The following is a 20,208-nucleotide window of genomic DNA, read 5'->3' as shown; positions in this document are numbered from 1 at the left end:
GGTATGCGGCGAGCGCCTCCCGCCGGCTCAGAGCCTGCTCCGGCTTCACGGGCAGGGCTAGCACCGCCCGTACTCCCGGTGCTACCTTCTGGACTGTTTGTGGGGGGAGACGTGGCCGTATCGATGGAGATAAGGAGTCATGTCGATGAAATCACTGAACATCGCCATACGCGCGGGGATGCCCGCGCTGCTCGTCGCGGCGCTCGTCGCCGCCGGAGCCACCTCCGCGGAGGCCACCACCGTCACCGCGCCGAAGCCACCGGCCGGGTCGGTGCAGGTGGTCGTCTCGGGGTTGGACAACCCGCGTGGCCTGTCGTTCGGGACCGGCGGACAGCTGTTCATCGCCGAGGCGGGGCACGGCGGCTCGCTGCCACTGGGCGGCGGACCGGAAGGGGATCAGTTCGCGGGCCTCACCGGCAAGCTCGGGGTGTGGAAGAACGGCGTGCTGTCGCATCCCATCACCGGGTTCTTCTCGGCAGCCGACCAGTCCGGCTCCGCTGCAGAAGGCCTGGTGTCCGTTGACGCGCAGGGCAAGTGGGTGACCGGGCAGATCGCGCTGAACACCGCGCCGATCCCGCCGGTGCCGCCGGGCAACCCGATCGTGGATGCCGCGCGGGCGCAGCTCGGCCGCACGGTCGCGCTGGACCCGTCGGCGGGCACCTGGTCGCCGATCGCCTCGACCGGGGATGCCGACTACGCCTGGACCGCCGCGCACAAGGACCTGGTTCCGGATCAGTTCCCGGACGCCAACCCGAACTCGGTGATCACCGTCGGCAACACCCACTACGTCGCGGACGCCGGCGCGAACATCCTCGCCAAGGTGGACAAGAACGGGTCCGTCTCGACCCTGGCGTTCATGGGCACTCCTGCCGGGTCGATCACGGACGGCGTGAGCACCTGCGTGGCGAAGGCTCCGGACGGTTCCTTCTACGTGACGGAGCTGCTCGGCGGCACGTATGCGCCGGGTGGCGCCCGCGTCTGGCAGGTCTGGCCGGACGGCACCGCGCGGGTGAAGTGGACCGGCTTCAGCACCATCCAGGGCTGCGGCTTCGACGGTTCCGGTAACTTCTACGTCACCGAGTTCCAGATCAACGGCCTGAACCCGAGCCCCACCGGCGACCCGACCGGGGCGCTCGTGAAGATCAGCCCGAGCGGCCAGCGCACCACCTACGGTGTCGGGCAGCTGTTCTTCCCGTCGGGCTTCGCCTTCCGCGGCGGCAGCGCCTACGTGTCGAACTGGTCGATCATGCCGGCCACCGGAATGAACGGTCACAGCGGGCAGGTCGTCCGCATCAACGTGGGGGAGTGAGGATCGAGTAGCACGTCGCCGTCCCGGGTGGCCGTCCAGCCGACCGGGACGGCGACGTGTGCGTCCGGGATGCTCGGCCCTTCATGCGCGACGCGACGTAGCGGTCAGAGCTCCGACACCATGACCCGTGCGTAGGCCATGAGCCATTCATGCTCCGTCTCGGGGGCCAGGCTGCCGGTGAGGACGTCGACTCCGTAGCCGTCCTCGAGGGCGATGAAGCTCCGCGCGAGCACGTCGGCCGGCAGCAGGAGGCGGAAGCGTCCCGAGGCCTCGCATTCCCGGAGGACGCGCTCATACAGCGCAGCCTGCCGTTGAATGAGGATCTCGTTCTCCGCCGCCGCGGCGCGGTTCCGCAGGACGATCGGCGTCAGCTCGTACAGGATGCGGCTGGTTTCGGCTGCGCGTCCCGGCCACGGAATTCCCGACGCGACGCACTCGGCGAGCTTCGCCTCCGGGGTCGGTGCCGCCTCCACTCGCGCTTCCCGGTGGGCGCAGTACTCGTCGCTTCCTTGCGCGAACACGGCTGTGTACAGCTCGCGCACGTCGGGGTAGTAGTACAGCACGGACGCCGACGTCAGGCCGGCTTCGTTCGCGATGTCGGCCAGCCGCAGGTCGCTGGACCCGTGGGCCAGCATGGCGCTGGAGGCTGCGGCGATCAACTGCTCGCGGCGCCTCGTCTGCTCCTTCGGGCGTGCCATGCACCGATCGTCGCACACCTCCGTTCTCCCCGGGTTGACATCCGGTCGATTCTTTATATAAATTGCGTTTAATTTATTCGAATGGCCTCCCGGCCACGACGGAACCCGGTTGACGATGACCCGCCCGCTCTCCCTGGCCCTGGTGCAAGCGCCGACGGCCCCCACAGACGACGTGACGGGCTTCGCGGCCCACCTCGCACAGCTCACGCACATCCACCGCGACACGCAGCTGTTCGTGTATCCCGAGCTTCATCTCACCGGCCTGGGCGACGTGACCCCCGACGAGACGGCCGAGCGCATCGAGGCGCTGGCGCAGCCTCTCGACGGACCGCGTGATCGTGCCCTCGCCGAGCTCGCCGGCGACCTGGGCCGCTGGCTCGTCCCCGGCAGCTTCTACGAGCGCGCCGAGGACGGCCGCATCTACAACACGGCGGCCGTGTACTCCCCGCAGGGTCGCCGGGTCGCCTTCTATCGCAAGGTCTTCCCCTGGCGGCCGTACGAGACGGTCGCCGCGGGCTCCGAGTTCGTCGTGTTCGACATGGCCGGTTTCGGCCGCGTCGGGCTGTCGATCTGCTACGACGCGTGGTTCCCCGAGTCGAGCCGGCACCTGGCGTGGATGGGTGCCGAGCTCATCCTGAACCTGGTTCAGACCCCGACCTCCGACCGCGCTCAGGAGGTCACGATCGCGAAGGCGAATGCGATCGTGAACCAGGTCTTCGTCGCCAGCGTCAACGCCGCGGCGCCGAACGGTCTGGGCCGCAGCCTGCTCGCCGACCCTCAGGGCCGCGTGCGCGTGGAGTCGGAGAGCTCGGAGACGGCGGTGCTGAGCGACGTGATCGATCTCGACGAGGTCGCTGCCGTGCGACGCTACGGAAGCGGAGCGGTCACCAGACCCTGGCGGCAGTACGAGGGCGAGGAGACGACCCTGGAGCTTCCCCTCTACGACGGTCGGATCTCGTCCGGTCGCTGGACTCCGGCGTCGGCTGCGGAGGTCGACGCATGAGCGCGCCCACGAGGCTGACAGCCAAGCTCTCGCTCTCGTCGATCGTGCTGTTCGGCGTCGCCTACATGTCGCCCGCGATCGTCATGCTGACCTTCGGCGTGATCGCCGGCGCCAGCAAGGGCACCACCCCCACCGCGTACATCATCGCGGCAGCGGCCATGTCGCTGACCGCGCTGAGCTACGGCAAGATGGCGCGGATCTTCCCCGCCGCGGGCTCCGCATACACGTACGCGCGGCGCACGATCACCCCCCACGTCGGCTTCCTGGTCGGTTGGGCCATCCTGCTCGACTACTTCTTCCTCCCGATGGTCGCCTGGCTGATCCAGTCGGTGTACCTCAACGCGCAGTTCCCGGCGGTGCCGGTCTGGGTCTGGCTGCTGATCAACGTCGTGGTGACGACGATCGTGAACGGCCTCGGCATCGTGCTGGCGGATCGCGTGAACAAGACCCTGATGACGCTCACCGGACTCGGCATCGCCGCCTTCGTCGTGCTCTGCATCGGCCACCTTGCCGGTGACCACCCGGCGTCGCTGACCGCCCCGCTCTGGAACGACTCCAGCACGATCGCGGCCGTCTCCGGCGGCGCGGCGATCGCGGCGTACTCGTTCCTCGGCTTCGACGCGATCAGCACGCTGAGCGAGGAGACCCGTGACCCGGAGCGCAACATCCCGCGCGGCATCCTCCTCGCGGTGATCATCGGCGGCCTCATCTTCGTCGTCGTGTCGTACATCATGCAGCTGGTGCACCCGGGTGGGACGTTCGAGGACTCGTCGACGGCCTCCTACGCCATGTCGGTGCTGGTCGGCGGGAAGGCGTTCGCCGACATCGTCAACATCGTGGTGATCGTGGGCGGCTTCGCCTCGGCGATGGCGATCCAGGCGAGCACGAGCCGGCTCATGTTCGTGATGGGGCGCGACGGCGTGCTGCCGCGCCGCTTCTTCGGCCGCCTGAACGCGAGGTTCAACACCCCGCTGCTGAACCTCATCCTGATCGGGGTCGTCGCGATGTTCGGCCTCGGACTGTCGCTCGACACCGCGACCTCGTTCATCAACTTCGGCGCGTTCCTCACGTTCACGATGGTGAACGTCTGCGTCATCGTGCACTTCGTGCGGCTGTGGCGTCGCAACGAGCGCCTGTCGGTGCTGAAGTTCGCCGTGCTGCCCCTGATCGGCGCGGCCGTCGACATCTACCTGCTCACGCAGCTCGGGCCGATCGCGCTCACCCTCGGGATCGGGTGGCTCGTCATCGGCGTCGTCTACCTGACGGTTCTCACCCGCGGCTTCCGCCGTCAGCCGCCCGAGATGGAGCTCGACGACGACACCCCACGCGAGGCTCCTGTGCGAGCGTGAGTCCGCACTGGGCAATACCCCTCAGTCGTGGCGTTCCGACGGCCACAGTTGGCGGGAACCCCCGACGCCAGGGTCCCGCGCAGGACCGTAGTGTCGGGCCTGCGCGGTCGGCACCCGACGACCGGCACGGAGGAGGAGCTGCAGCCATGAGCATCACCGACGACGCGTCCTCCGCTCCGTCGCGCTGAGGGGCGCGATCATGCCGAGCCGGCAGATGGATGCGGTGCTCGCCGAGCTGAGGAGGCGGCGGGCCGCGTCCGCGGACGCTCCGCCGCCGACGCTCGACGAACTGCGTGCCGGGTTCACGCCGGCCGATGCGCGTCATCCCATTCCGGACGACGTGCGGGTCGGCGACGCCAGCGCGGGGGGAGTGACCGCGTACTGGCTGGACGCCGCGGGCGTGGACGCGGGACGCGTCCTGCTCTTCCTCCACGGTGGCGGCTTCCAGTTCGGGTCGCTCGCCAGCGACGGCGAGCTGGCCGCACGGATCGGGCGGGCGAGCGGGATGCGCGTGCTCTTCCTGGAGTATCGTCTCGCCCCCGAGCATCCCTTCCCGGCGGCGCTGGACGACGTGCGAACCGCGTACTCCTGGCTGCTCTCGGAGCAGCGAGCAGCCCCGTCGTCGATCGCCGTCGCCGGCGACTCCGCGGGCGGCGGCCTCGCGATGTCGCTCCTGGTCGCCTCGCGCGACGCAGGAATGCCGCTGCCCGCAGCCGCCGTACTGATGTCGCCCACCGTCGACCTGACGAGTTCGGGCGACTCGATGACGGAACGGGTCGAGCAGGACCCCATCTCCACGCCCGCGCTGCTCCGCGGCCTCGCCGCGGACTACCTCGACGGCGCGGACCCGCGTTCGCCCCTGGCCTCTCCGTTGTTCGCGGCGCTCGACGGCCTGCCTCCGCTTCTGATCCAGGTGGGCACGGCCGACCTGCTCCTGAGCGACGCCCAGCGCCTGGCGGCGGCCGCATCCGCTGCGGGTGTCGAGGTCGAGCTGCAGGTGGGCGACAGGCTCCCGCACGTCTACCAGCTCAACAGCGGTACGCCGGAGGCCGTCGAAGCGGTCGACCGGGCGGGTCGGTTCCTGCGGCAGCGGGTGGCGTAGACAGCCGCAGTGAGCGCAGCGACCATCGGGCCTGCATCGTGCGGCGGCGGCCGCGACGGGTCCCTCCCGCCTGCCGGTCGCGCTCGACTGCAGGTCAGCTGCGCACGCTCGCGAGTGCGCCGGCCATGGAGACGAGCCGGCGAATCAGCTCGGTTCCGGACTGGTCGTCATGTGCGGTCAGCACCACCGCATCATCCTTGAGGCGCTGGCGGAAAGGGATGCACAGCGTTCCGGAGACCGGCATGCCGAGGGCGGTCATCACGGGGAGCAGGCCCTGGACCGCCCGGCTGCCGGCGGAGAGTCCCCCGTACGCGATCAGCGCGACCGGCTTGCCGCGCCACTCGTCCGCCAGGTAGTCGAGCGCGTTCTTCAGGGGAGCGGGGAAGGAGTTGTTGTACTCCGGCGTGACGATGATCAGGCAATCCAGCCGACGGATCCGCTCGCTCCACGCGACCGTGTGGGCTTGCGTGTAGATGCCGGTGGAGGCGTCGTGGGGCTCGTCGAGGAAGGGGAGGCCGACGTCGCGGAGGTCGATGAGGTCGACGTCGGCGCTGGGTGCCGCTGCATCGGCGCAGCGCAGCGTCCACTCGGCGATCGCCGAACCCCGTCGTCCTGGTCGGGTGCTTCCGACGATGATTCCCAGTCGTGTCATTGGTGCTCCTTCGGTGGGTGGCGGGTCCGCGCCCGGCGGGTCGAGTCTGGACGCCATCACTTGACATGTCAAGTATGCTGGAGGCGTGAGTGGATCTCAGAGGCTGAGCGACGACGAGTTGCGCGCATGGCAGGCGATGCGGCTGATGACCCGACACCTGGAAGCGCAGCTCGCACGGGAGCTCGCCGAGGTCAGCGAGCTGTCCATGCAGGACTACGACGTGCTGTCCTCTGTCGCGCCCTTGCCGGATCGGCGCTGGTGCTCCAAGAAGCTGGTCGACCATTTGCAGTGGTCGTACTCGCGCATGTCGCACCATCTCGACCGGATGGAGAAACGCGGCCTCGTCAGGCGGCAGCCGTGCGAGCACGGCAAAGGGGTGGATGTGGTGGTGACGGAGGACGGGCTGGCGGCCATCAGGTCCGCGACCGCCCCGCATCTTGCCGGAGTGCGGCGAGCGTTCCTCGACCGCCTGGAACCGGGCGATCTCGCGGCGATCGAGCGGATCAGCGGGGACGTGCTGAGCGGGCTCCCGGGCGCCGTGCCCGGGCGGGGGTGGTGAGCGGTATGCGTATCGCAGCCCTGTCCGACATCCACGGCAACGTCTTCGCGCTCCGCGCCGCGCTCGACGCGATTGTCCAGGACGACGTCGATCTCGTGGTCGCCCTCGGTGGCGATCTGTCCGGCGTCGTCCACGAGTCGACCGACCCGCACGTGGCGGTGGCCGAGGTGCTGACGCATCGGCGTGTGACGGCGTCCGGGCACGAGTTCGTCACCCGCGACGTCCGTGTCGTGGAGGAGCGCGATGGGCTCATCGTCGCTGCGCGCGACTACCACGACCACGCGACCATCGCCCGGGAGCTCCAGCAGTGATCGCCGCCAGAACCCAGCAGTGGCGCCGGCCGACGGCCGAACGAACCGGCGTCGTGGTCGCCGCCGTCGCCGCATGCTGGTCGCTCCTCTACGCCCTGTACCGCGGGTACTACGCGTTCGGTGGGACGGCGGCGCTTCCCGGTGTGCTCGCGCCCGGGGCCGGGCAGACGTTCCGTTCCATCAACGCGTTCGCCACCCTCGTCCTCCTCGTCGGGGCGACCGCTCCGCTCGTGATCACGAGACTCTGGCACTCACGACTGCGTCCGGTCTGGGTCGCTGGATGCTGGATCGTCGCCGTCGGCTGCGTGTCCCACGCCGTGATCGACATCGTCCAACGAGTCCTCAGCCTGCTCGGGCTCGAGCAGGTCACCTACCCTGTCGCCCTGTGGGCCTCGGTCGACCACCGCGCCGCCGACCTCCAAGACCTGTTCGGCAACGAACCGTGGTTTCTGATCGAGGGCCTCCTCGTGGCCGCCCTCTGCCTGCAGCGGCTCGCCCCGGAGAAGCGCCATCGCTTCCTCTGGACGAGCGCGGCCGCCACGGCGGTCGCCGTCGCCGTCGGCATCGTCACCGCGATCGGGTATCTGCCTCGCGTGACGTTCGGGTAGCCCGCCTCCGCGTCCCTCGACCCGCAGAGCGCGAACGAAAGGAAACGATGACCGTCTGGACGTGCATGTCGTGCGCGATCGAGCACGCCGACACCGCGTCCCCGCCGGCAGCATGTGCGATCTGCTCCGACGAGCGCCAGTACGTCCCCGTCGAAGGGCAGCGCTGGACGACGCGCGACGAGCTCGAGGCGCACGGCATGCGCATCGACGTCGCGCGCCTCGAGCCCGACCTCTACAGCGTGACGACTGTGCCGAGGCTCGGCATCGGCCAGCGCGGACTGCTCGTCCGCACGAGCAGCGGCAATCTGCTGTTCGAGCCGCCCGGCTTCATCGATGCAGGAGGCATCGAGGCGGTACGGGCGCTCGGCGGGATAGCGGCGATCGCATCCAGCCATCCCCACCTGACCGGCTCCTCGATCCAATGGAGCCACGCCTTCGGCCGGGCTCCCGTGTACGTCTCGGAGAAGGATCGGGCGTGGATCCGGCGGCCGGACGACGTGATCACCCTCTGGGCGGACCGGGTGGAGATCCTTCCAGGCCTCACCATGGTGGAATGCGGAGGCCATTTCGCCGGCAGCAGCATCGTGCACTGGGGGAAGGCGCCGAGGGCCGCGGAGCGTTGCTCACGGGCGACACCATCACGGTCGGCGCCGACGGGGAGTCCGTCAACGCGATGCGCAGCTACGTGAACTACATCCCCCTCTCAGAGCGCGCCATCTGCAGGATCGCGGACACGGCTGCCGCACTCTCCTACGACCGCCTCTACGGGGCATTCGGCGTGCTGCGGGAGGACGCATCCGCGATCGTTCAGCGTTCCTTCGAGCGATACATCAGCTGGATTCGAGATGAGAACGCCGAGTGACCCGCCGGTGCGCGTGGTCTCAGGGGGCATCCCCCGACGTCCGCCGCTCGTCGGCTCCCGCCGATAGCCTGGCGACCATGGACATCACATCCGCTCGACAGTTCGCTCAGCAGTGGGTGGACGCATGGAACGCGCACGACCTCGACGCTGTCCTCTCGCACTTCACCGACGAAGCGGAGTTCTCCTCGCCGCTCGCCGCGCAACTCCTGCCGGAGACACGTGGAGTGCTTCGCGGGAAGGAGGCGATCCGCGCGTACTGGGCTGTGGGACTGGAGAAGATCCCCGACCTGCGTTTCGAGGTCGTCGACGTCTATGCCGGCATCGCCACGATCGTGATCAATTACCGGAACCATGCCGGGAATCTCGTCAACGAGGTGCTGCGGCTCAACGACGATGGCCTCGTCGAGCGAGGGGATGGCACCTACCTCGTCGCCGATGCGGCTGGGGCGAGCGGCGCCTAGGCCGTCGTGGTGCTCGGGTACGAGAACTGCTCGGGTACCAGAACACGGGGCGTCCGGGTCGCGCGCGGAGCAGCGGATCTCATCTCTCGGGGGCGGTGCGACATCGGAATGCCCCGGATGCGCCCGGCCTCGGACGCCTCCGCGGACGTCACCGGCAGCCGCCTGCGGGCTGGGCGAACCCGGGATCGCGCTGACCGACCGGATGCCGTCGGCGTGACGGCGCGGCCCGTCGGTTGATGACCGGCCGGTTGAAGAGGTCACGATGGCCGGGGGCGACGGCGCGGAGTTCCTCCACCAGCGCGCACAGACGATCGGTGCGATTCACGAGACTCCGAGACTCCGAGACTTTCGGGACGACCCCGCGCTGACGGTCAGCTGCCCCAGAACGGGCCCGTGAGGCCGGCGCTGCGGAAGTAGGCGGCCGCCTCGCGGGGTTCGCGGCGGCGGTATCCCGGGTCGAGCCGGCCGGTGTACCAATCGGAGGCGAGGTTCCACAGGGTGCTGAGGGAGAACACGTCTCCCTCGGCGTTGCCCGTTTCGGTCAGCCACCGGCCGACGCAGTCCTCGTTGCAGAAGATGCGCTGGTTCTCGCAGGCGTGGATCACGTCATCCCACACGTGCGCCATCGGGACCAGGAAGTGCGCGACCTCGTCCCCGACCGGAGGCGCGTCGGTGTCGACGACCCACGCGAGTGCGCGCCCGCAGCCGGGACAGGTGGTGGCGATCAGGGCCGGCGCCGCACCGGGGACGAGGTGGGGGATGGCGAAGGAGTCCCAGGCGCAACCGCCCCACCACAGGACGGTGTCGCTCTTGACGGAGAACCCGAAGTCGCGGGTGCCGAAGGGATGAGCCAGCTCGATACGGCCGCCCTCGTCGAGGACGAGGTGACGGTCGTGGTGCAGGGCCACGAAGGCAGCGGCGGCCTCCTCGGGCGTGATGCCGTACTCGGCTGCGATCTGATCGCTGGCAGCGGCCCGACCCTCCGTCGCGAGCTGCCGGTACAGGCGCACGCGCAGCTCTTCGACGTCGATCATCACCTTCCTTCCTCTCATCGTCATATCAGAATGCCGCCACCGCTGCAGCCTCGTGGACGCGCAGCCTGACGGTTGCGGCTCCCAGCAGCGGCGTCGCAAGACCGTGGTCGAGTCCGCGGCGGTAGAGGTCGCCGAGGATGGGCTCCACCTCAGTGCGCCGCCCGGCGCGGACGTCTCGGTAGAGGGATGTCGCGAAGGGAGAGCCCGGTGTCATCAGGGCGCCGGCGACCTGGGCCCCCGCCGCCTCGCGGACCGGGTGACCCTCCGCAGCGACCACCGCAGCGACCTCCTCGATGACCTGCTCGATGACCCCGGGCCCGGCGTCGACGGCGAGGATGCTGCCGGCGGGACCGCCGAGGAGCACGGTCGCTGCGCCGCCGGCGGCCATGAAGAACCACTTCTCCCACATCTCCTGCAGGATGACATCCGAGGCTCGCGAGTCGAAGGATGCCGGCGCGAGAACGTCCGCGATCGCTGTGACGCGCGGGCTGATCGTGCCGTCGAGCTCGCCGAAGGCTATGCTCGCCGCCGGTGCGATCTGACGGATCAGCCCGGAAGGCTCCAGCTCGCTCGCCACCAGCCCGACACCACCCAGCACATGCCGGGCACCGAACCGGTCTTCCAGGATCGCGAGGTGCCGCATCCCGTTGAGCAGGGGAAGGATCGCCGTCTGCTCACCCACCGCCGGGGCGATGTCGGCCATGGCGTCGTCGAGGGCCGTGCCCTTGATCGCGAGGAGGATCAGCTCGTAAGGTGCGCGCAGTTCGGCGGCGGTGACCGTCGACACTGGAACGTCCGTGACAGTGCCGTCCGGCCCGGCGATACGGAGACCGTCGACGGCCAGCTGAGCGCGGCGTCCTTGACGCACGAGGAACGTGACGTCGACGCCCGATTCGATCAGCCGGGCGCCGAAGTAGCCTCCGACCGCGCCGGCTCCGACAACGAGAACACGCATGACCCCGGCCTCAGTTCCCGAACAGGCGCAGCGCGCTGAGCCAGACCGTGTACGGGTTCACCCGATCCGGGTATGCCTCCCGGACCGCGGCGTAGAAGCCCGCCCGGTCGGTGCTGTGCGCGATGATCTCCGCCGACTTTTGGAGGTAGCGGCGGGTCTCGTCGATGTTCGACGCGGCATCCGGGCGGGTCGCGTCTTTGTGGCCCGCGACCACGGTCGCCGGGTGAAGCGCGTCGACCTGGTCGATCGCGTGGTGCCAGGCCTCCAGTCCACCGTCGCGACCCTCTGCGACGTATTGGTGGACGTTGTTGTAGATGACATCTCCGGCCACCACGAGATCCAGGGAGGGGACGTGCAGGATCGACGTGTCGTCGGTGTCGGAGTGCCCGACGTCGTGGGCGAACAACTCGACACCGTCGAGGGTGATCCCCTGGGACGGGAATGCAACGCCGTGGACGGTGACGGGGGCGGCAGGCACCGCGTCCCCGAAGAGAGCGCTCCACAGCCCGGGAACAGCGCCGTCGGGGGTCTCGCCGGCGATCCGGTCGAGGATCTTCTGGCTGGTGAGCACCTGTGCGTCAGGGAATGCCGCGAGGAGGTGGTTGGTGGTCAGCCAGTGGTCGGCGTGCCCGTGAGTGATGTAGATGTACTTCAGCGGCACCTGGTGGTCGTTCACCCAGGCGATCAGCTCGTCGGCCTGCCCGGCCGTGATGGGCGGGTCGGTCAGCAGCGCCTCGGTCGGACCGTGGATCAGGGTGTGCGACAGCGGGGACCATCGGGAGGCCGCGCCGTCGGCCAGCGGCTTTGCCGCGGCGGGAATCATGCCGGATACGTGGAGGTCGTAGGAGAGGTCGCTCATCTGCTCGCCTCGGTCGTGCTCGCCTCGATCGCGGTGCGGGCCGTGTCCAGGTCGGCCGGCTGGAGGAAGTACTTCGCGTAGTCGGTGCCGGCGAAGTGGTCGGCCATGATCCCCGACCACAGCAGCACCGATGACAGGGGCCGGTGGTTGATCACAATGTTCGAGACCAGGCCCGCATCGTTGTAGCGGATGACGACGACGCTGCCGATCGGCGCCCGCCCGCGCACACTCGCCACGTAGTCCTCGACGAAGTCGTCGTCGCCGTACCGGCCGATGACGTTGAACTCCTGGTAGTCGTACAGCGTCCTGGCGAAGCCGAGGATGGCCCGCACCGCCTCCGGGCCGGTCGCGACGCCGTTCATCACGGCCGCCTCCAGAGTCACATCGTCCGCCAGTCTCCCCAGCCACTCCGGGGTGTAGTCCGTGCGGTGCGTGCTCGGGTCACCGCTGCCCAGGTATGTCGTCATCAGTCGGCCTTTCGATCGTTTGACATGAGCGTACATTGTTTGGTCACGTCAGACACTCCGGATTTTCGCCTGAATTTGTGAGAAACTGGAAACTCAGTGATGGGCGTAGGTTGATCGATCATGTCGGGAGAAGTGATGGGCACTCGGTTCAGCGTCGTCGAAGCCCCCGGTGAGCTCGCGACGGTACAGGATCTGCTGAACACTGCGGCCGTGCCCAAGCACGGTCCGGCTTCACCGGATCTGCTCGACGCACCGGACACGGCCGCCGCATGGCTGGCCTCTCTGGGTGCTCCGACCGATCAGCCCGGGCTGGGGGAGTTGCGCCGGCTCCGAGACGCGCTCCGAGCGGCGTTGATCCGCCGCGACCATGAACCGGCGGCCACAGACCCGGCGGGTGGCGAGATCACGGCGTCGATACCACTCCGCCTTGGCCGGGATGGCACGGTCAGCAGCGGCGATGGTGAGAACGAACCCACCGCTCAGCGAGTCCTGCGGGCCGTCTATGCGGCGCAGCTGACTGGCCGGTGGTCGCGGCTGAAGGTGTGCCGCAACCCGGAATGCCGGGTGGCGTTCTGGGACAGCTCCCGCAACTCCAGCGCCGTCTGGCACGACTCGCGCACCTGCGGCAATCTCGCCAACCTGCGCAACTCCCGGGCCCGGCGCCGCACCACGGAGCCGTAACGGCCGCGTGCGCTGCGGTCGCGCCCACGGCGCCTCCACCGACGTGGTCTCGCTCTCGCGACACTGGGGGTGAAGGCGACCGGCGATACTCGTGGCAGGAGCACGACCCGGCTGAGCCGATCGGTGCGATCGCACGAAGCGCCGCGGCGCGTTCATCGCTAAGTTGCTTGGTGAAGCCGGAACCTCCGCTTCGTGACGCCGGGAGGGCAGCGTGTCTGACTCAGCGATGAGCGTGCCGCTCGAGCACGAGCTCGACGCTCTGGCCCGCCAGTACGCCGAGGCGGGGTACGCGCCCGGCATCGTCTACGGGGTCACCGACGCGCTCGGTCTCCGCCATGGCAGCGGCTTCGGTACGGCGGGTTCGTCCGAGCGTCCGACCCTCGACACGGTCTTTCCGATCGCCTCGCTGTCGAAGAGCTTCTTCGCGTGCGCGGCGGTCGTCGCCCGGGACGAGGGACTGCTGTCGCTCGCCGACCCCATCACCGATCACGTTCCGGAGTTCCGCATCTCCCAGCGCTCGGGCGGCGACGTGCCGACTCTCGAGATGCTGCTGGGCATGCACGGCGGCCTCACCGAGGACAATGCCTGGATCGACCCGCAGATCGACGTGCCCATGGCTGCAGTGCTGGAGCAGCTGAGCCGTGGCGTGCGCCTCAGCAGCCCGCCCGGGACGGCGTACGAGTACTCCAACCTCGGCTATGCCGTCTCGGCCCTGGCGGTCAGCCGCGCCGTCGGACGGCCGATCGCCGCCTATCTGCGGGACAGGGTGCTCGACCCGCTCGAGCTCCACTCCACCTTCCTGGACGGCGAAGTGCCGGGCGACGTCGATCGCGCCGTGGGATTCCGGCGGAGCGCCGACGGCGGCTGGTCGCCGTACGAGTGGCGCGCGGCGGACAGCATGCTCGGCGCGTGCGGTCTGACGAGTTCGGTGCGAGACCTGGCCACGTGGATGACCTGGCTCGGCGCCGCGTTCCGTTCCGGCCCGCTCGACGACTCGGACGGTGTGCTCAGCCGGCAGTCGCGCCGCGACCTTCAGCGCATCCGGGTTCTGGTGCCGCCGACTCTCGCCGTCACCGAGAGCGGATCGCTGGAGAGCGTCCACAACGGATATGCGCTCGGACTCAAGGTCGGGATGGACGTCCGCGGCGGGATGGTGGTCTCGCACACCGGAGGCCTGCCCGGCTTCGCACTCGCTATGGCATGGCGTCCCGAATCCGGCTACGGCAGCGTGGTGCTGACCAACAGCGGTCGAGGCGAGTCGGTGCGCGTGTGCTCCGACCTGCTCTCGCGCGTGCTCGCCCGGGAAGACGCACCGTCGACGGTGATCACCCTGTGGCCGGAGACGGTCGTTCTGCTGGACCGTGCCGACCAGCTGATCCGCAGCTGGGATGACGCCGTCGCGGACGAGATCTTCGCTGCGAACGTCGACTTCGATCGTCCGCTCGCCGAGCGGCGAGCCCAGATCGAGTCCTTCCTCGCCGACGTCGGGCCGGTGGGGTCCAGGCCGACGATCGTGGCGGCGGAGTCCCCAGCCGACGTCTCGTGGCTGATGCAGGGCGAGCGAGGGAGCCTCCTCTGCCGCATCCACCTGACCCCGACGGAGCCCGCGCAGATCCAGGAGTTCACGGTCACGCCGATCCGCGCGAACCAGACGTGGGCGTCCGCGCTCATCCAGCTCTCATCGCGCCGGCCGCACGGCATGGTCTTCTCACCCGCTCTCAAGGCGCGCGTGCAGTCGCCTTCGTGAGCTTGTGGGACTCAACAATCAGCACCTCTCCATTCCGTTCAGGTGCACAAGCCCTTCAATCGGCGGATAACTACACTCGGATCCACCACCGCATCATGCGTGTCGCAATCCGGGCCCGTTCGCCCCACTCATTCACCGATGAAGGGAACTTGCATGAAACGCCCATTCCGCGACGCATCGATCATTGTCGTAACCATCGTCTCTTTGAGCCTCGTCGGGTGCTCAGGAAACGACGGATCATCGAGCAACGACGGTACGTTCACGTTCGGAGTCTCCACCGACCCTGGCAACCTCGATCCGCAGCGCTCGGCGCAGCAGGCCAACAACGAGGTCGCATCGCTCGCCTACAACCCTGTCGTCACGCTCGGGCTCGACGGCAAGGTCAAGCCCGGAATCGTCACCAAGTGGGAGGCCACCGACCCCACCACCTGGAAGCTGACCGTGCGCAAGGACATCACGTGTTCCGACGGCACGACCTTCGATGCGAGCACGCTCGCAGACAACATCAACTACGTGGGCGACCCGAACGGCGGCAGCGGTTTCGGCGGGTTCACGGTTCCCACCGGCGCCACAGCGGCCGCGAGCGGGGACACCGTCACGGTCACCCTCACGTCGCCGCAGCCCTTCCTCCTCGAGAACATGGCCCTCCTGCCGATGGTGTGCGAGGCCGGCCTCAAGGACCGCGCTGCGCTCGCGACCAAGAGCATCGGCACCGGACCGTACAAGGTCCAGTCCGTCGTGCCGGGCGACAGCATCACCTACACGCTGCGCTCCGACTACACGCCCGGCCTCTCGACCGGCGACGGCAAGAAGGCCGGCCTGCCCGCGAAGGTCGTGGTCAAGACCGTGACGAATCAGACCACCACGGCGAATCTGCTGCTCAGCGGTCAGCTCAACGGTGCGATCGTCACCGGCACCGATGTCTCCCGGTTGAAGGCCGCGAAGCTCTACTCCACGGGCTACAACAACCTCACGGATCAGATCTACTTCGATCACTCCGCTTCGAAGCCGACCGGGGATGTGGGTGTCAGGCGCGCGCTCGTCAGCGCTCTCGACATGAAGCAGGTGATCGCAGCCGACACCGCGGGGCAGGGCGCGCCGGCGACCGGCATGCTTGCGGATCCCAAGATCTGCTCCGGTGACAACATCTCGGGGAATCTCCCGTCGCATGACGCGAGTGCCGCCGAGTCCGCGCTGAAGGCGGCCGGATGGAGCAAGGGCGCCGACGGCAAGTGGTCCAAGGACGGCAAGCCGCTCACGCTGGTGCTCGCCTATTCCAGCGACACGCCGACGGCGAGCAGCGCGGCCGAGACCGTCTCGTCGCAGCTGAACAGCTTCGGTGCGACGGTGCAGTTGCTCGGCAAGCCGAGCAACCAGCTGTCGTCGGACGTCCTCAAGGGGACATTCTCCTGGGACGTGCTGCTGTTCGATCTCGGATTCGCCACCCCGAGCGCCATCACCCCCTTCCTCTCGGGCGACGCGCCGCCGAAGGGCACCAACATCGGCGGCATCGACAACTCCACCTTCAACACGCTGACGAAGCAGGCCCTCACGAAGGCGGGGACCAGCGGGTGCGGCGACTGGAACTCGGCGGAGAAGGCGCTCTACAAGGACGCCGATGTCGCGCCGACCGGTCAGGTCCCGTTCACCTACTTCGGCAAGAACGCGACCTTCGAGATCTCCCGCTTCGGCCAGCTGCTTCCCGAGACGATCACACTGAAGTAGAACACTGAGCAATCAGACCGCTGCGAGCAATGAACGGAGTTGACCTCGATGGCCAAGGAAGCAGCCCTCGTCCCAGCAGACGCTGAGACGGCAGAACCACAGGGCGATGCTCGCAGCGACCACGGGTGGGTGGCCCCCCACACCCACCCGTGGGCCCGCTTCCTCACCCGGCGTCTCGTGCAGTTCGTCGCTGCGCTCTTCATCCTGGTGACCGCGATCTTCCTGATGGTCCAGGCGATCCCCGGCGACCCCGTCCGGACCGCACTCGGAAACAACGTCCCGGCAGCGACGGTGGCCAACGTGAGGGACCAGCTGGGCCTCGACCGCCCGGTCTGGCAGCAGTACGTCTCGTACCTCGACAATCTCATCCACGGCCGGTTCGGTACGTCGCTCATCACCGGCCTGCCGGTCGGCGACATGATCGCCCAGCAGCTTCCGATCACCCTCAGCCTCGCTATCAGCGCGTTCATCGTGGCCGTCGTCCTGGCGATCCCGGTCGGCATGATCACGGGCATCCTGACGCGGGACGGGAAGCGCCGCGCGCTGCACATCGGCTTCGCCGGGGCGACGGGCGTCCTGTCGGTGCTGCCGGACTTCGTGCTCGCCGTGATCCTCCAATTCGTCTTCGCCGTCAGCCTCAAGGCTCTGCCTGTCGCGGGACACGACGGGCCGGCCTCCTACGTGCTACCCGTGCTCGCCCTCTCGCTCTGGCCGACGGCCCTGCTCGCGCGCATCGTCCGTGTCGAGACCCAGCGCGTGCTCGGTCAGGAGTACATGAGGACCGCGCGGGCGAAGCGGCTTCCGTGGCGCCTGACGTATCTGCGGCACGCCTTCCCCAACATGCTGACGTCGACGCTGACCGTCAGCGGACTCATCCTCGGCAGCCTCCTCGCCGGCACCGTGCTGGTGGAGCAGATCTTCGCGTGGCCGGGGATCGGCGCGCAGCTCGTCTCCTCGACCCTCCAGAAGGACTTCCCGGTCGTGTCCGCACTCGGCCTGATCTTCGGGGCGGCCGTCCTGATCATCGTCCTCGTCACAGACATCACCATCGCGATCATCGACCCCCGGTCGACGATCAAAGAAAGTTGACATGCGTATCTCCGGTTGGGCCAAGGGCCTCCGTGCACCGCTCGGCATCGTCGCCGTGTCGCTGCTGGTCGTCATCGTCGCGACGATGATCTTCGCGCCGATGTTCCTGGAGAAGCCGGCGACGCAGATCAACTCCCTGAACATGCTGCAAGGGCCGTCGAGCGCGCACTGGCTCGGAACGGATGCGCTCGGCAGGGACGTGCTCTCGCGCACCCTTTACGCCGCCCGGATCTCCGTGCTCCTCGCCGTCGTGACGACGCTGCTGGCGACCGTCATCGGAATCGTCCTCGGCGCCACCCCGGTGGTCGTGAGGGGGCCGGTCTCCCGCGGCCTGGTCTGGTTCATCAACCTGGCCGTCGCGTTTCCCGGACTGCTGCTGGCGCTGTTCCTCTCCCTGATCTTCGGGATCGGCGCGTGGCCCGCCGTGATCGCCTTGTCCATCGCGATGGCTCCGAACATCGCCCGGCTCACCTTCACGACCGCGAGCGCGGTCGCCGGCGCCGACTACGTCTCGGCGGCCCGGCTGCTCGGTGTCAACTCCGCACGCCTCGTCGGCCGCCACATCGTGCCGAACATCGCGGAGCCCTTGATCGTGAACTCCGCGACGGTCGTCGGCTATGCGCTCCTCTCCTTCTCCGCGCTCTCATACCTCGGTTTCGGCGTGCAGAGTCCCAGTTACGACTGGGGCCGGATGCTGAGCGACGGGCTCAACAACATCTACATCCAGCCGTGGGCGGCGCTGGCCCCCTGCTTCGCGATCGTGCTCACGGGGACGGCCTTCATCCTCTTCGGAGAGCTCGGGGCCGGCGCGTTCAACCGGAGCGCCACTGCCGTGCGCGGGCGCAGGAGCTCCGGCGTTCCCGGCGAGTCGCGCCCGGCTCCGGTGAGCACGCCGGAGCGAAGGGAGGTCCCGGTGCTGGTCGTGGAGAACCTGTCGGTGGACTTCCCGGGTCTCGGAGCCGGCTACCGGCCCGTTCACGACGTGAGCTTCGAGGTCGCGCCTGGCGAGATCGTCGGCGTGGTCGGCGAATCGGGCTCGGGAAAGAGCCTGATGGCGTCCGCCGTGAGCGCCCTGCTGCCGTCCAACGCCGTCGTCTCGGCCGACCGGCTCGAGCTCGAGGGCGAGGACATCCGCGATCCGCGGACGCGTGCTGAACGGCGGTTCCTCGGCACGTCGCTGGCGATGGTGTTCCAGGATCCGATGTCGGCGTTGAACCCGGCCGTGCGTGTCGGGAAGCAGCTGGCGGAGGTCTCCACCGTCCATCAGGGCATGCGGCGGGGCGAGGCATGGAGCAAAGCGGTCACGAGGCTGAACGCCGTGAGGATCCCGTCGCCTGAGCGCCGCGCGCGCCAGTACCCGAGCGAGTTCTCCGGTGGGATGCGGCAGCGGGCGATGATCGCGATGGGGCTCATGGGACAGCCCAGGCTGATCGTCGCCGACGAGCCGACGACGGCGCTCGATGTGACGGTCCAGCGCGAGATCCTCGCCTTGATCAGGAAGGCGGCCGCCGAGACAGGCGCAGGCGTCCTGTTCATCAGTCACGACATCGGCGTCATTTCGGAGATCGCGAGCCGGGTCCTGGTGATGTACGCCGGTCGGATCGTCGAGGACCTTCCGCTCTCCGAGCTCGCGCACGGTGAAGCGCATCCCTACACGCGCGCACTCGTCTCGAGCGTGCCCGATATGAAGACCGACCGGAACCTCCCGCTCGCCACGATCAACGGCCGACCGCCGCAGCCCGGCGACGCGGCGACGGGCTGCGCCTTCGCAGCCCGGTGCCCGTTCGCGGATGCGAGATGCGTGGCCGAACGTCCGCCGCTGGTGGAATTCGACCGCGATCGCCGCGTGGCGTGCTGGCATCCGCAGCACGACGTCCATTCCGGTTCCGGTTCCCCGGCTGAAACCCTGAACGACGACTCGTCGGCCAGCATTCTCGAGGTGAGGTAGATGAGCACTCTCGACGTCATCGATCTCAGCGTCACGTACGGCGCCGCGAGCCGTTCCACGCACGCCGTGGACTCGGTCAGTCTCCGTGTGGAGGGAGGTTCCGTGCTCGGGCTCGTCGGCGAGTCGGGTTCGGGCAAGTCCTCGCTCGCCCGCGCGCTCGTGTCGCTCGCGCCTGTGTCGGGCGGTTCCATCCTCCTCGACGGTGAGCCGATCCACCCGGCCTCGGGCCGGGTGACCCGCGCGATGCGGGGCCGCCGGAGGAAGCTGCAGATGGTCTTCCAGGATCCGTACGCATCGCTCGACCCGCGGAGGAGCGTCGGCGCGTCCATCGCCGAGGGGCTGGCCGCGGCCGGGATCCGCCGGAGCTCGGCCGTGCGCGCGGAGGTGCTCTCGCTGCTCGAGCTGGTTCGCCTCGATCCTGCCCATGCGCAGGCCCTTCCCTCCGCCCTGTCGGGAGGGCAGCGGCAACGGGTCGCGATCGCGCGCGCCCTGGCGGCGCGCCCGGAGATCCTGATCGCCGACGAGATCACCGCGGCGCTCGACGTCTCCGTCCAGGCCGCCACGCTGAACCTGCTCCGGGATGTGCAGGAGGAGACCCAGGTCGGGATGCTCTTCATCACCCACAATCTCGCGGTCGTGCGGTATCTGGCCCACCGCGTCTGCGTCATGCGCAACGGCGAGGTCGTCGAATCGGGCGACACCGACGACGTGATCGAACGGCCGAGGAGTGAGTACACCCGCCGGCTCATCGACGCGGCGCCGACCGTGGGCGGCGCCGCTCGCTGAGCC

General features: G+C 68.8%; 22 protein-coding genes. 16 read left to right on the top strand and 6 right to left on the bottom strand.

The genetic code is table 11. The features are described 5' to 3' along the window. The first annotated feature begins 145 nt into the window (after window positions 1-145). A complete protein-coding gene (locus tag ACR9Y5_RS16585) occupies window positions 146-1,309 on the top strand; it encodes a ScyD/ScyE family protein (protein ID WP_481298986.1) in 1,164 nt (387 codons plus the stop codon). A gap of 104 nt (window positions 1,310-1,413) precedes the next feature. Here ACR9Y5_RS16585 and ACR9Y5_RS16580 read toward each other — a convergent pair whose 3' ends face one another. Continuing rightward, window positions 1,414-2,007, bottom strand: a complete 594-nt coding sequence (locus tag ACR9Y5_RS16580) for a TetR/AcrR family transcriptional regulator (RefSeq protein WP_481298985.1) — start codon at window positions 2,005-2,007, stop codon at window positions 1,414-1,416. A gap of 115 nt (window positions 2,008-2,122) precedes the next feature. Here ACR9Y5_RS16580 and ACR9Y5_RS16575 point away from each other — a divergent pair, with 115 nt between their 5' ends. The 3 genes from ACR9Y5_RS16575 to ACR9Y5_RS16565 all read left to right on the top strand — a co-directional run bounded on the left by ACR9Y5_RS16575 (window position 2,123) and on the right by ACR9Y5_RS16565 (window position 5,461). Beyond that, window positions 2,123-3,010, top strand: coding sequence for a carbon-nitrogen hydrolase family protein (locus ACR9Y5_RS16575; RefSeq protein WP_481299597.1), 888 nt, complete (start codon window positions 2,123-2,125; stop codon window positions 3,008-3,010). Continuing rightward, on the top strand, window positions 3,007-4,359 hold the full coding sequence (locus tag ACR9Y5_RS16570; RefSeq protein ID WP_481298984.1) for an APC family permease: 1,353 nt from the start codon (window positions 3,007-3,009) through the stop codon (window positions 4,357-4,359). The genes ACR9Y5_RS16575 and ACR9Y5_RS16570 overlap by 4 nt, the downstream gene beginning before the upstream one ends. Window positions 4,360-4,558: 199 nt before the next feature. Further along, window positions 4,559-5,461 (top strand): alpha/beta hydrolase, encoded by a 903-nt coding sequence (locus ACR9Y5_RS16565; RefSeq protein WP_481298983.1) that lies wholly within the window; start codon window positions 4,559-4,561, stop codon window positions 5,459-5,461. Between the two features lie 94 nt (window positions 5,462-5,555). On the opposite strand, the gene ACR9Y5_RS16560 is transcribed toward ACR9Y5_RS16565, so the two are convergent. Then, window positions 5,556-6,113 (bottom strand): NADPH-dependent FMN reductase, encoded by a 558-nt coding sequence (locus tag ACR9Y5_RS16560; protein ID WP_481298982.1) that lies wholly within the window; start codon window positions 6,111-6,113, stop codon window positions 5,556-5,558. 85 nt (window positions 6,114-6,198) lie between these two features. Here ACR9Y5_RS16560 and ACR9Y5_RS16555 point away from each other — a divergent pair, with 85 nt between their 5' ends. The 6 genes from ACR9Y5_RS16555 (at window position 6,199) to ACR9Y5_RS16530 (ending at window position 8,914) form a co-directional block, all read left to right on the top strand. After that, complete coding sequence (locus ACR9Y5_RS16555) at window positions 6,199-6,672, top strand: MarR family winged helix-turn-helix transcriptional regulator (RefSeq protein WP_481298981.1); 474 nt, start codon at window positions 6,199-6,201, stop codon at window positions 6,670-6,672. Window positions 6,673-6,677: 5 nt separating this feature from the next. After that, window positions 6,678-6,983, top strand: coding sequence for a metallophosphoesterase (locus ACR9Y5_RS16550; RefSeq protein WP_481298980.1), 306 nt, complete (start codon window positions 6,678-6,680; stop codon window positions 6,981-6,983). Then, window positions 6,980-7,591, top strand: coding sequence for a hypothetical protein (locus ACR9Y5_RS16545; protein ID WP_481298979.1), 612 nt, complete (start codon window positions 6,980-6,982; stop codon window positions 7,589-7,591). Before ACR9Y5_RS16550 ends, ACR9Y5_RS16545 begins: the two co-directional genes overlap by 4 nt. Window positions 7,592-7,638: 47 nt before the next feature. Then, entirely contained in the window at window positions 7,639-8,280 is a 642-nt protein-coding gene (locus ACR9Y5_RS16540; protein WP_481298978.1) for an MBL fold metallo-hydrolase, read from the top strand. Continuing rightward, complete coding sequence (locus tag ACR9Y5_RS16535) at window positions 8,265-8,453, top strand: hypothetical protein (protein WP_481298977.1); 189 nt, start codon at window positions 8,265-8,267, stop codon at window positions 8,451-8,453. Before ACR9Y5_RS16540 ends, ACR9Y5_RS16535 begins: the two co-directional genes overlap by 16 nt. Window positions 8,454-8,530: 77 nt before the next feature. Further along, window positions 8,531-8,914 carry a nuclear transport factor 2 family protein gene (locus tag ACR9Y5_RS16530; protein ID WP_481298976.1) on the top strand — a complete coding sequence of 128 codons (384 nt, stop codon included), beginning with the start codon at window positions 8,531-8,533 and terminating at the stop codon, window positions 8,912-8,914. A gap of 371 nt (window positions 8,915-9,285) precedes the next feature. Here the strand turns inward: ACR9Y5_RS16530 and merB are convergent, their stop codons facing one another. The 4 genes from merB to ACR9Y5_RS16510 are packed head-to-tail and all read right to left on the bottom strand — an operon-like array spanning window position 9,286 to window position 12,229. Continuing rightward, a complete protein-coding gene (merB, locus tag ACR9Y5_RS16525; RefSeq protein ID WP_481298975.1) occupies window positions 9,286-9,948 on the bottom strand; it encodes an organomercurial lyase in 663 nt (220 codons plus the stop codon). Between the two features lie 25 nt (window positions 9,949-9,973). Then, window positions 9,974-10,903, bottom strand: a complete 930-nt coding sequence (locus ACR9Y5_RS16520; protein WP_481298974.1) for a ketopantoate reductase family protein — start codon at window positions 10,901-10,903, stop codon at window positions 9,974-9,976. Between the two features lie 10 nt (window positions 10,904-10,913). After that, window positions 10,914-11,762 carry an MBL fold metallo-hydrolase gene (locus ACR9Y5_RS16515; RefSeq protein ID WP_481298973.1) on the bottom strand — a complete coding sequence of 283 codons (849 nt, stop codon included), beginning with the start codon at window positions 11,760-11,762 and terminating at the stop codon, window positions 10,914-10,916. Beyond that, on the bottom strand, window positions 11,759-12,229 hold the full coding sequence (locus tag ACR9Y5_RS16510; protein WP_481298972.1) for a hypothetical protein: 471 nt from the start codon (window positions 12,227-12,229) through the stop codon (window positions 11,759-11,761). Before ACR9Y5_RS16510 ends, ACR9Y5_RS16515 begins: the two co-directional genes overlap by 4 nt. Before the next feature lie 120 nt (window positions 12,230-12,349). Here ACR9Y5_RS16510 and ACR9Y5_RS16505 point away from each other — a divergent pair, with 120 nt between their 5' ends. The 6 genes from ACR9Y5_RS16505 to ACR9Y5_RS16480 all read left to right on the top strand — a co-directional run bounded on the left by ACR9Y5_RS16505 (window position 12,350) and on the right by ACR9Y5_RS16480 (window position 20,205). Further along, entirely contained in the window at window positions 12,350-12,910 is a 561-nt protein-coding gene (locus ACR9Y5_RS16505) for a CGNR zinc finger domain-containing protein (RefSeq protein ID WP_481298971.1), read from the top strand. A gap of 211 nt (window positions 12,911-13,121) precedes the next feature. Further along, window positions 13,122-14,657, top strand: coding sequence for a serine hydrolase domain-containing protein (locus ACR9Y5_RS16500; RefSeq protein WP_481298970.1), 1,536 nt, complete (start codon window positions 13,122-13,124; stop codon window positions 14,655-14,657). A gap of 153 nt (window positions 14,658-14,810) precedes the next feature. Further along, on the top strand, window positions 14,811-16,382 hold the full coding sequence (locus ACR9Y5_RS16495) for an ABC transporter substrate-binding protein (RefSeq protein ID WP_481298969.1): 1,572 nt from the start codon (window positions 14,811-14,813) through the stop codon (window positions 16,380-16,382). A 129-nt stretch (window positions 16,383-16,511) separates the two neighbouring features. Continuing rightward, window positions 16,512-17,471, top strand: a complete 960-nt coding sequence (locus tag ACR9Y5_RS16490) for an ABC transporter permease (RefSeq protein WP_481298968.1) — start codon at window positions 16,512-16,514, stop codon at window positions 17,469-17,471. A gap of 1 nt (window position 17,472) precedes the next feature. Continuing rightward, on the top strand, window positions 17,473-19,419 hold the full coding sequence (locus ACR9Y5_RS16485) for a dipeptide/oligopeptide/nickel ABC transporter permease/ATP-binding protein (protein WP_481298967.1): 1,947 nt from the start codon (window positions 17,473-17,475) through the stop codon (window positions 19,417-19,419). Continuing rightward, entirely contained in the window at window positions 19,420-20,205 is a 786-nt protein-coding gene (locus ACR9Y5_RS16480) for an ABC transporter ATP-binding protein (protein ID WP_481298966.1), read from the top strand. Window positions 20,206-20,208: the final 3 nt, after the last annotated feature.

The sequence above is a fragment of the Leifsonia sp. KNZ13-11D genome, from assembly GCF_056754895.1.
This window is presented reverse-complemented; position numbering and strand designations above follow the sequence as displayed.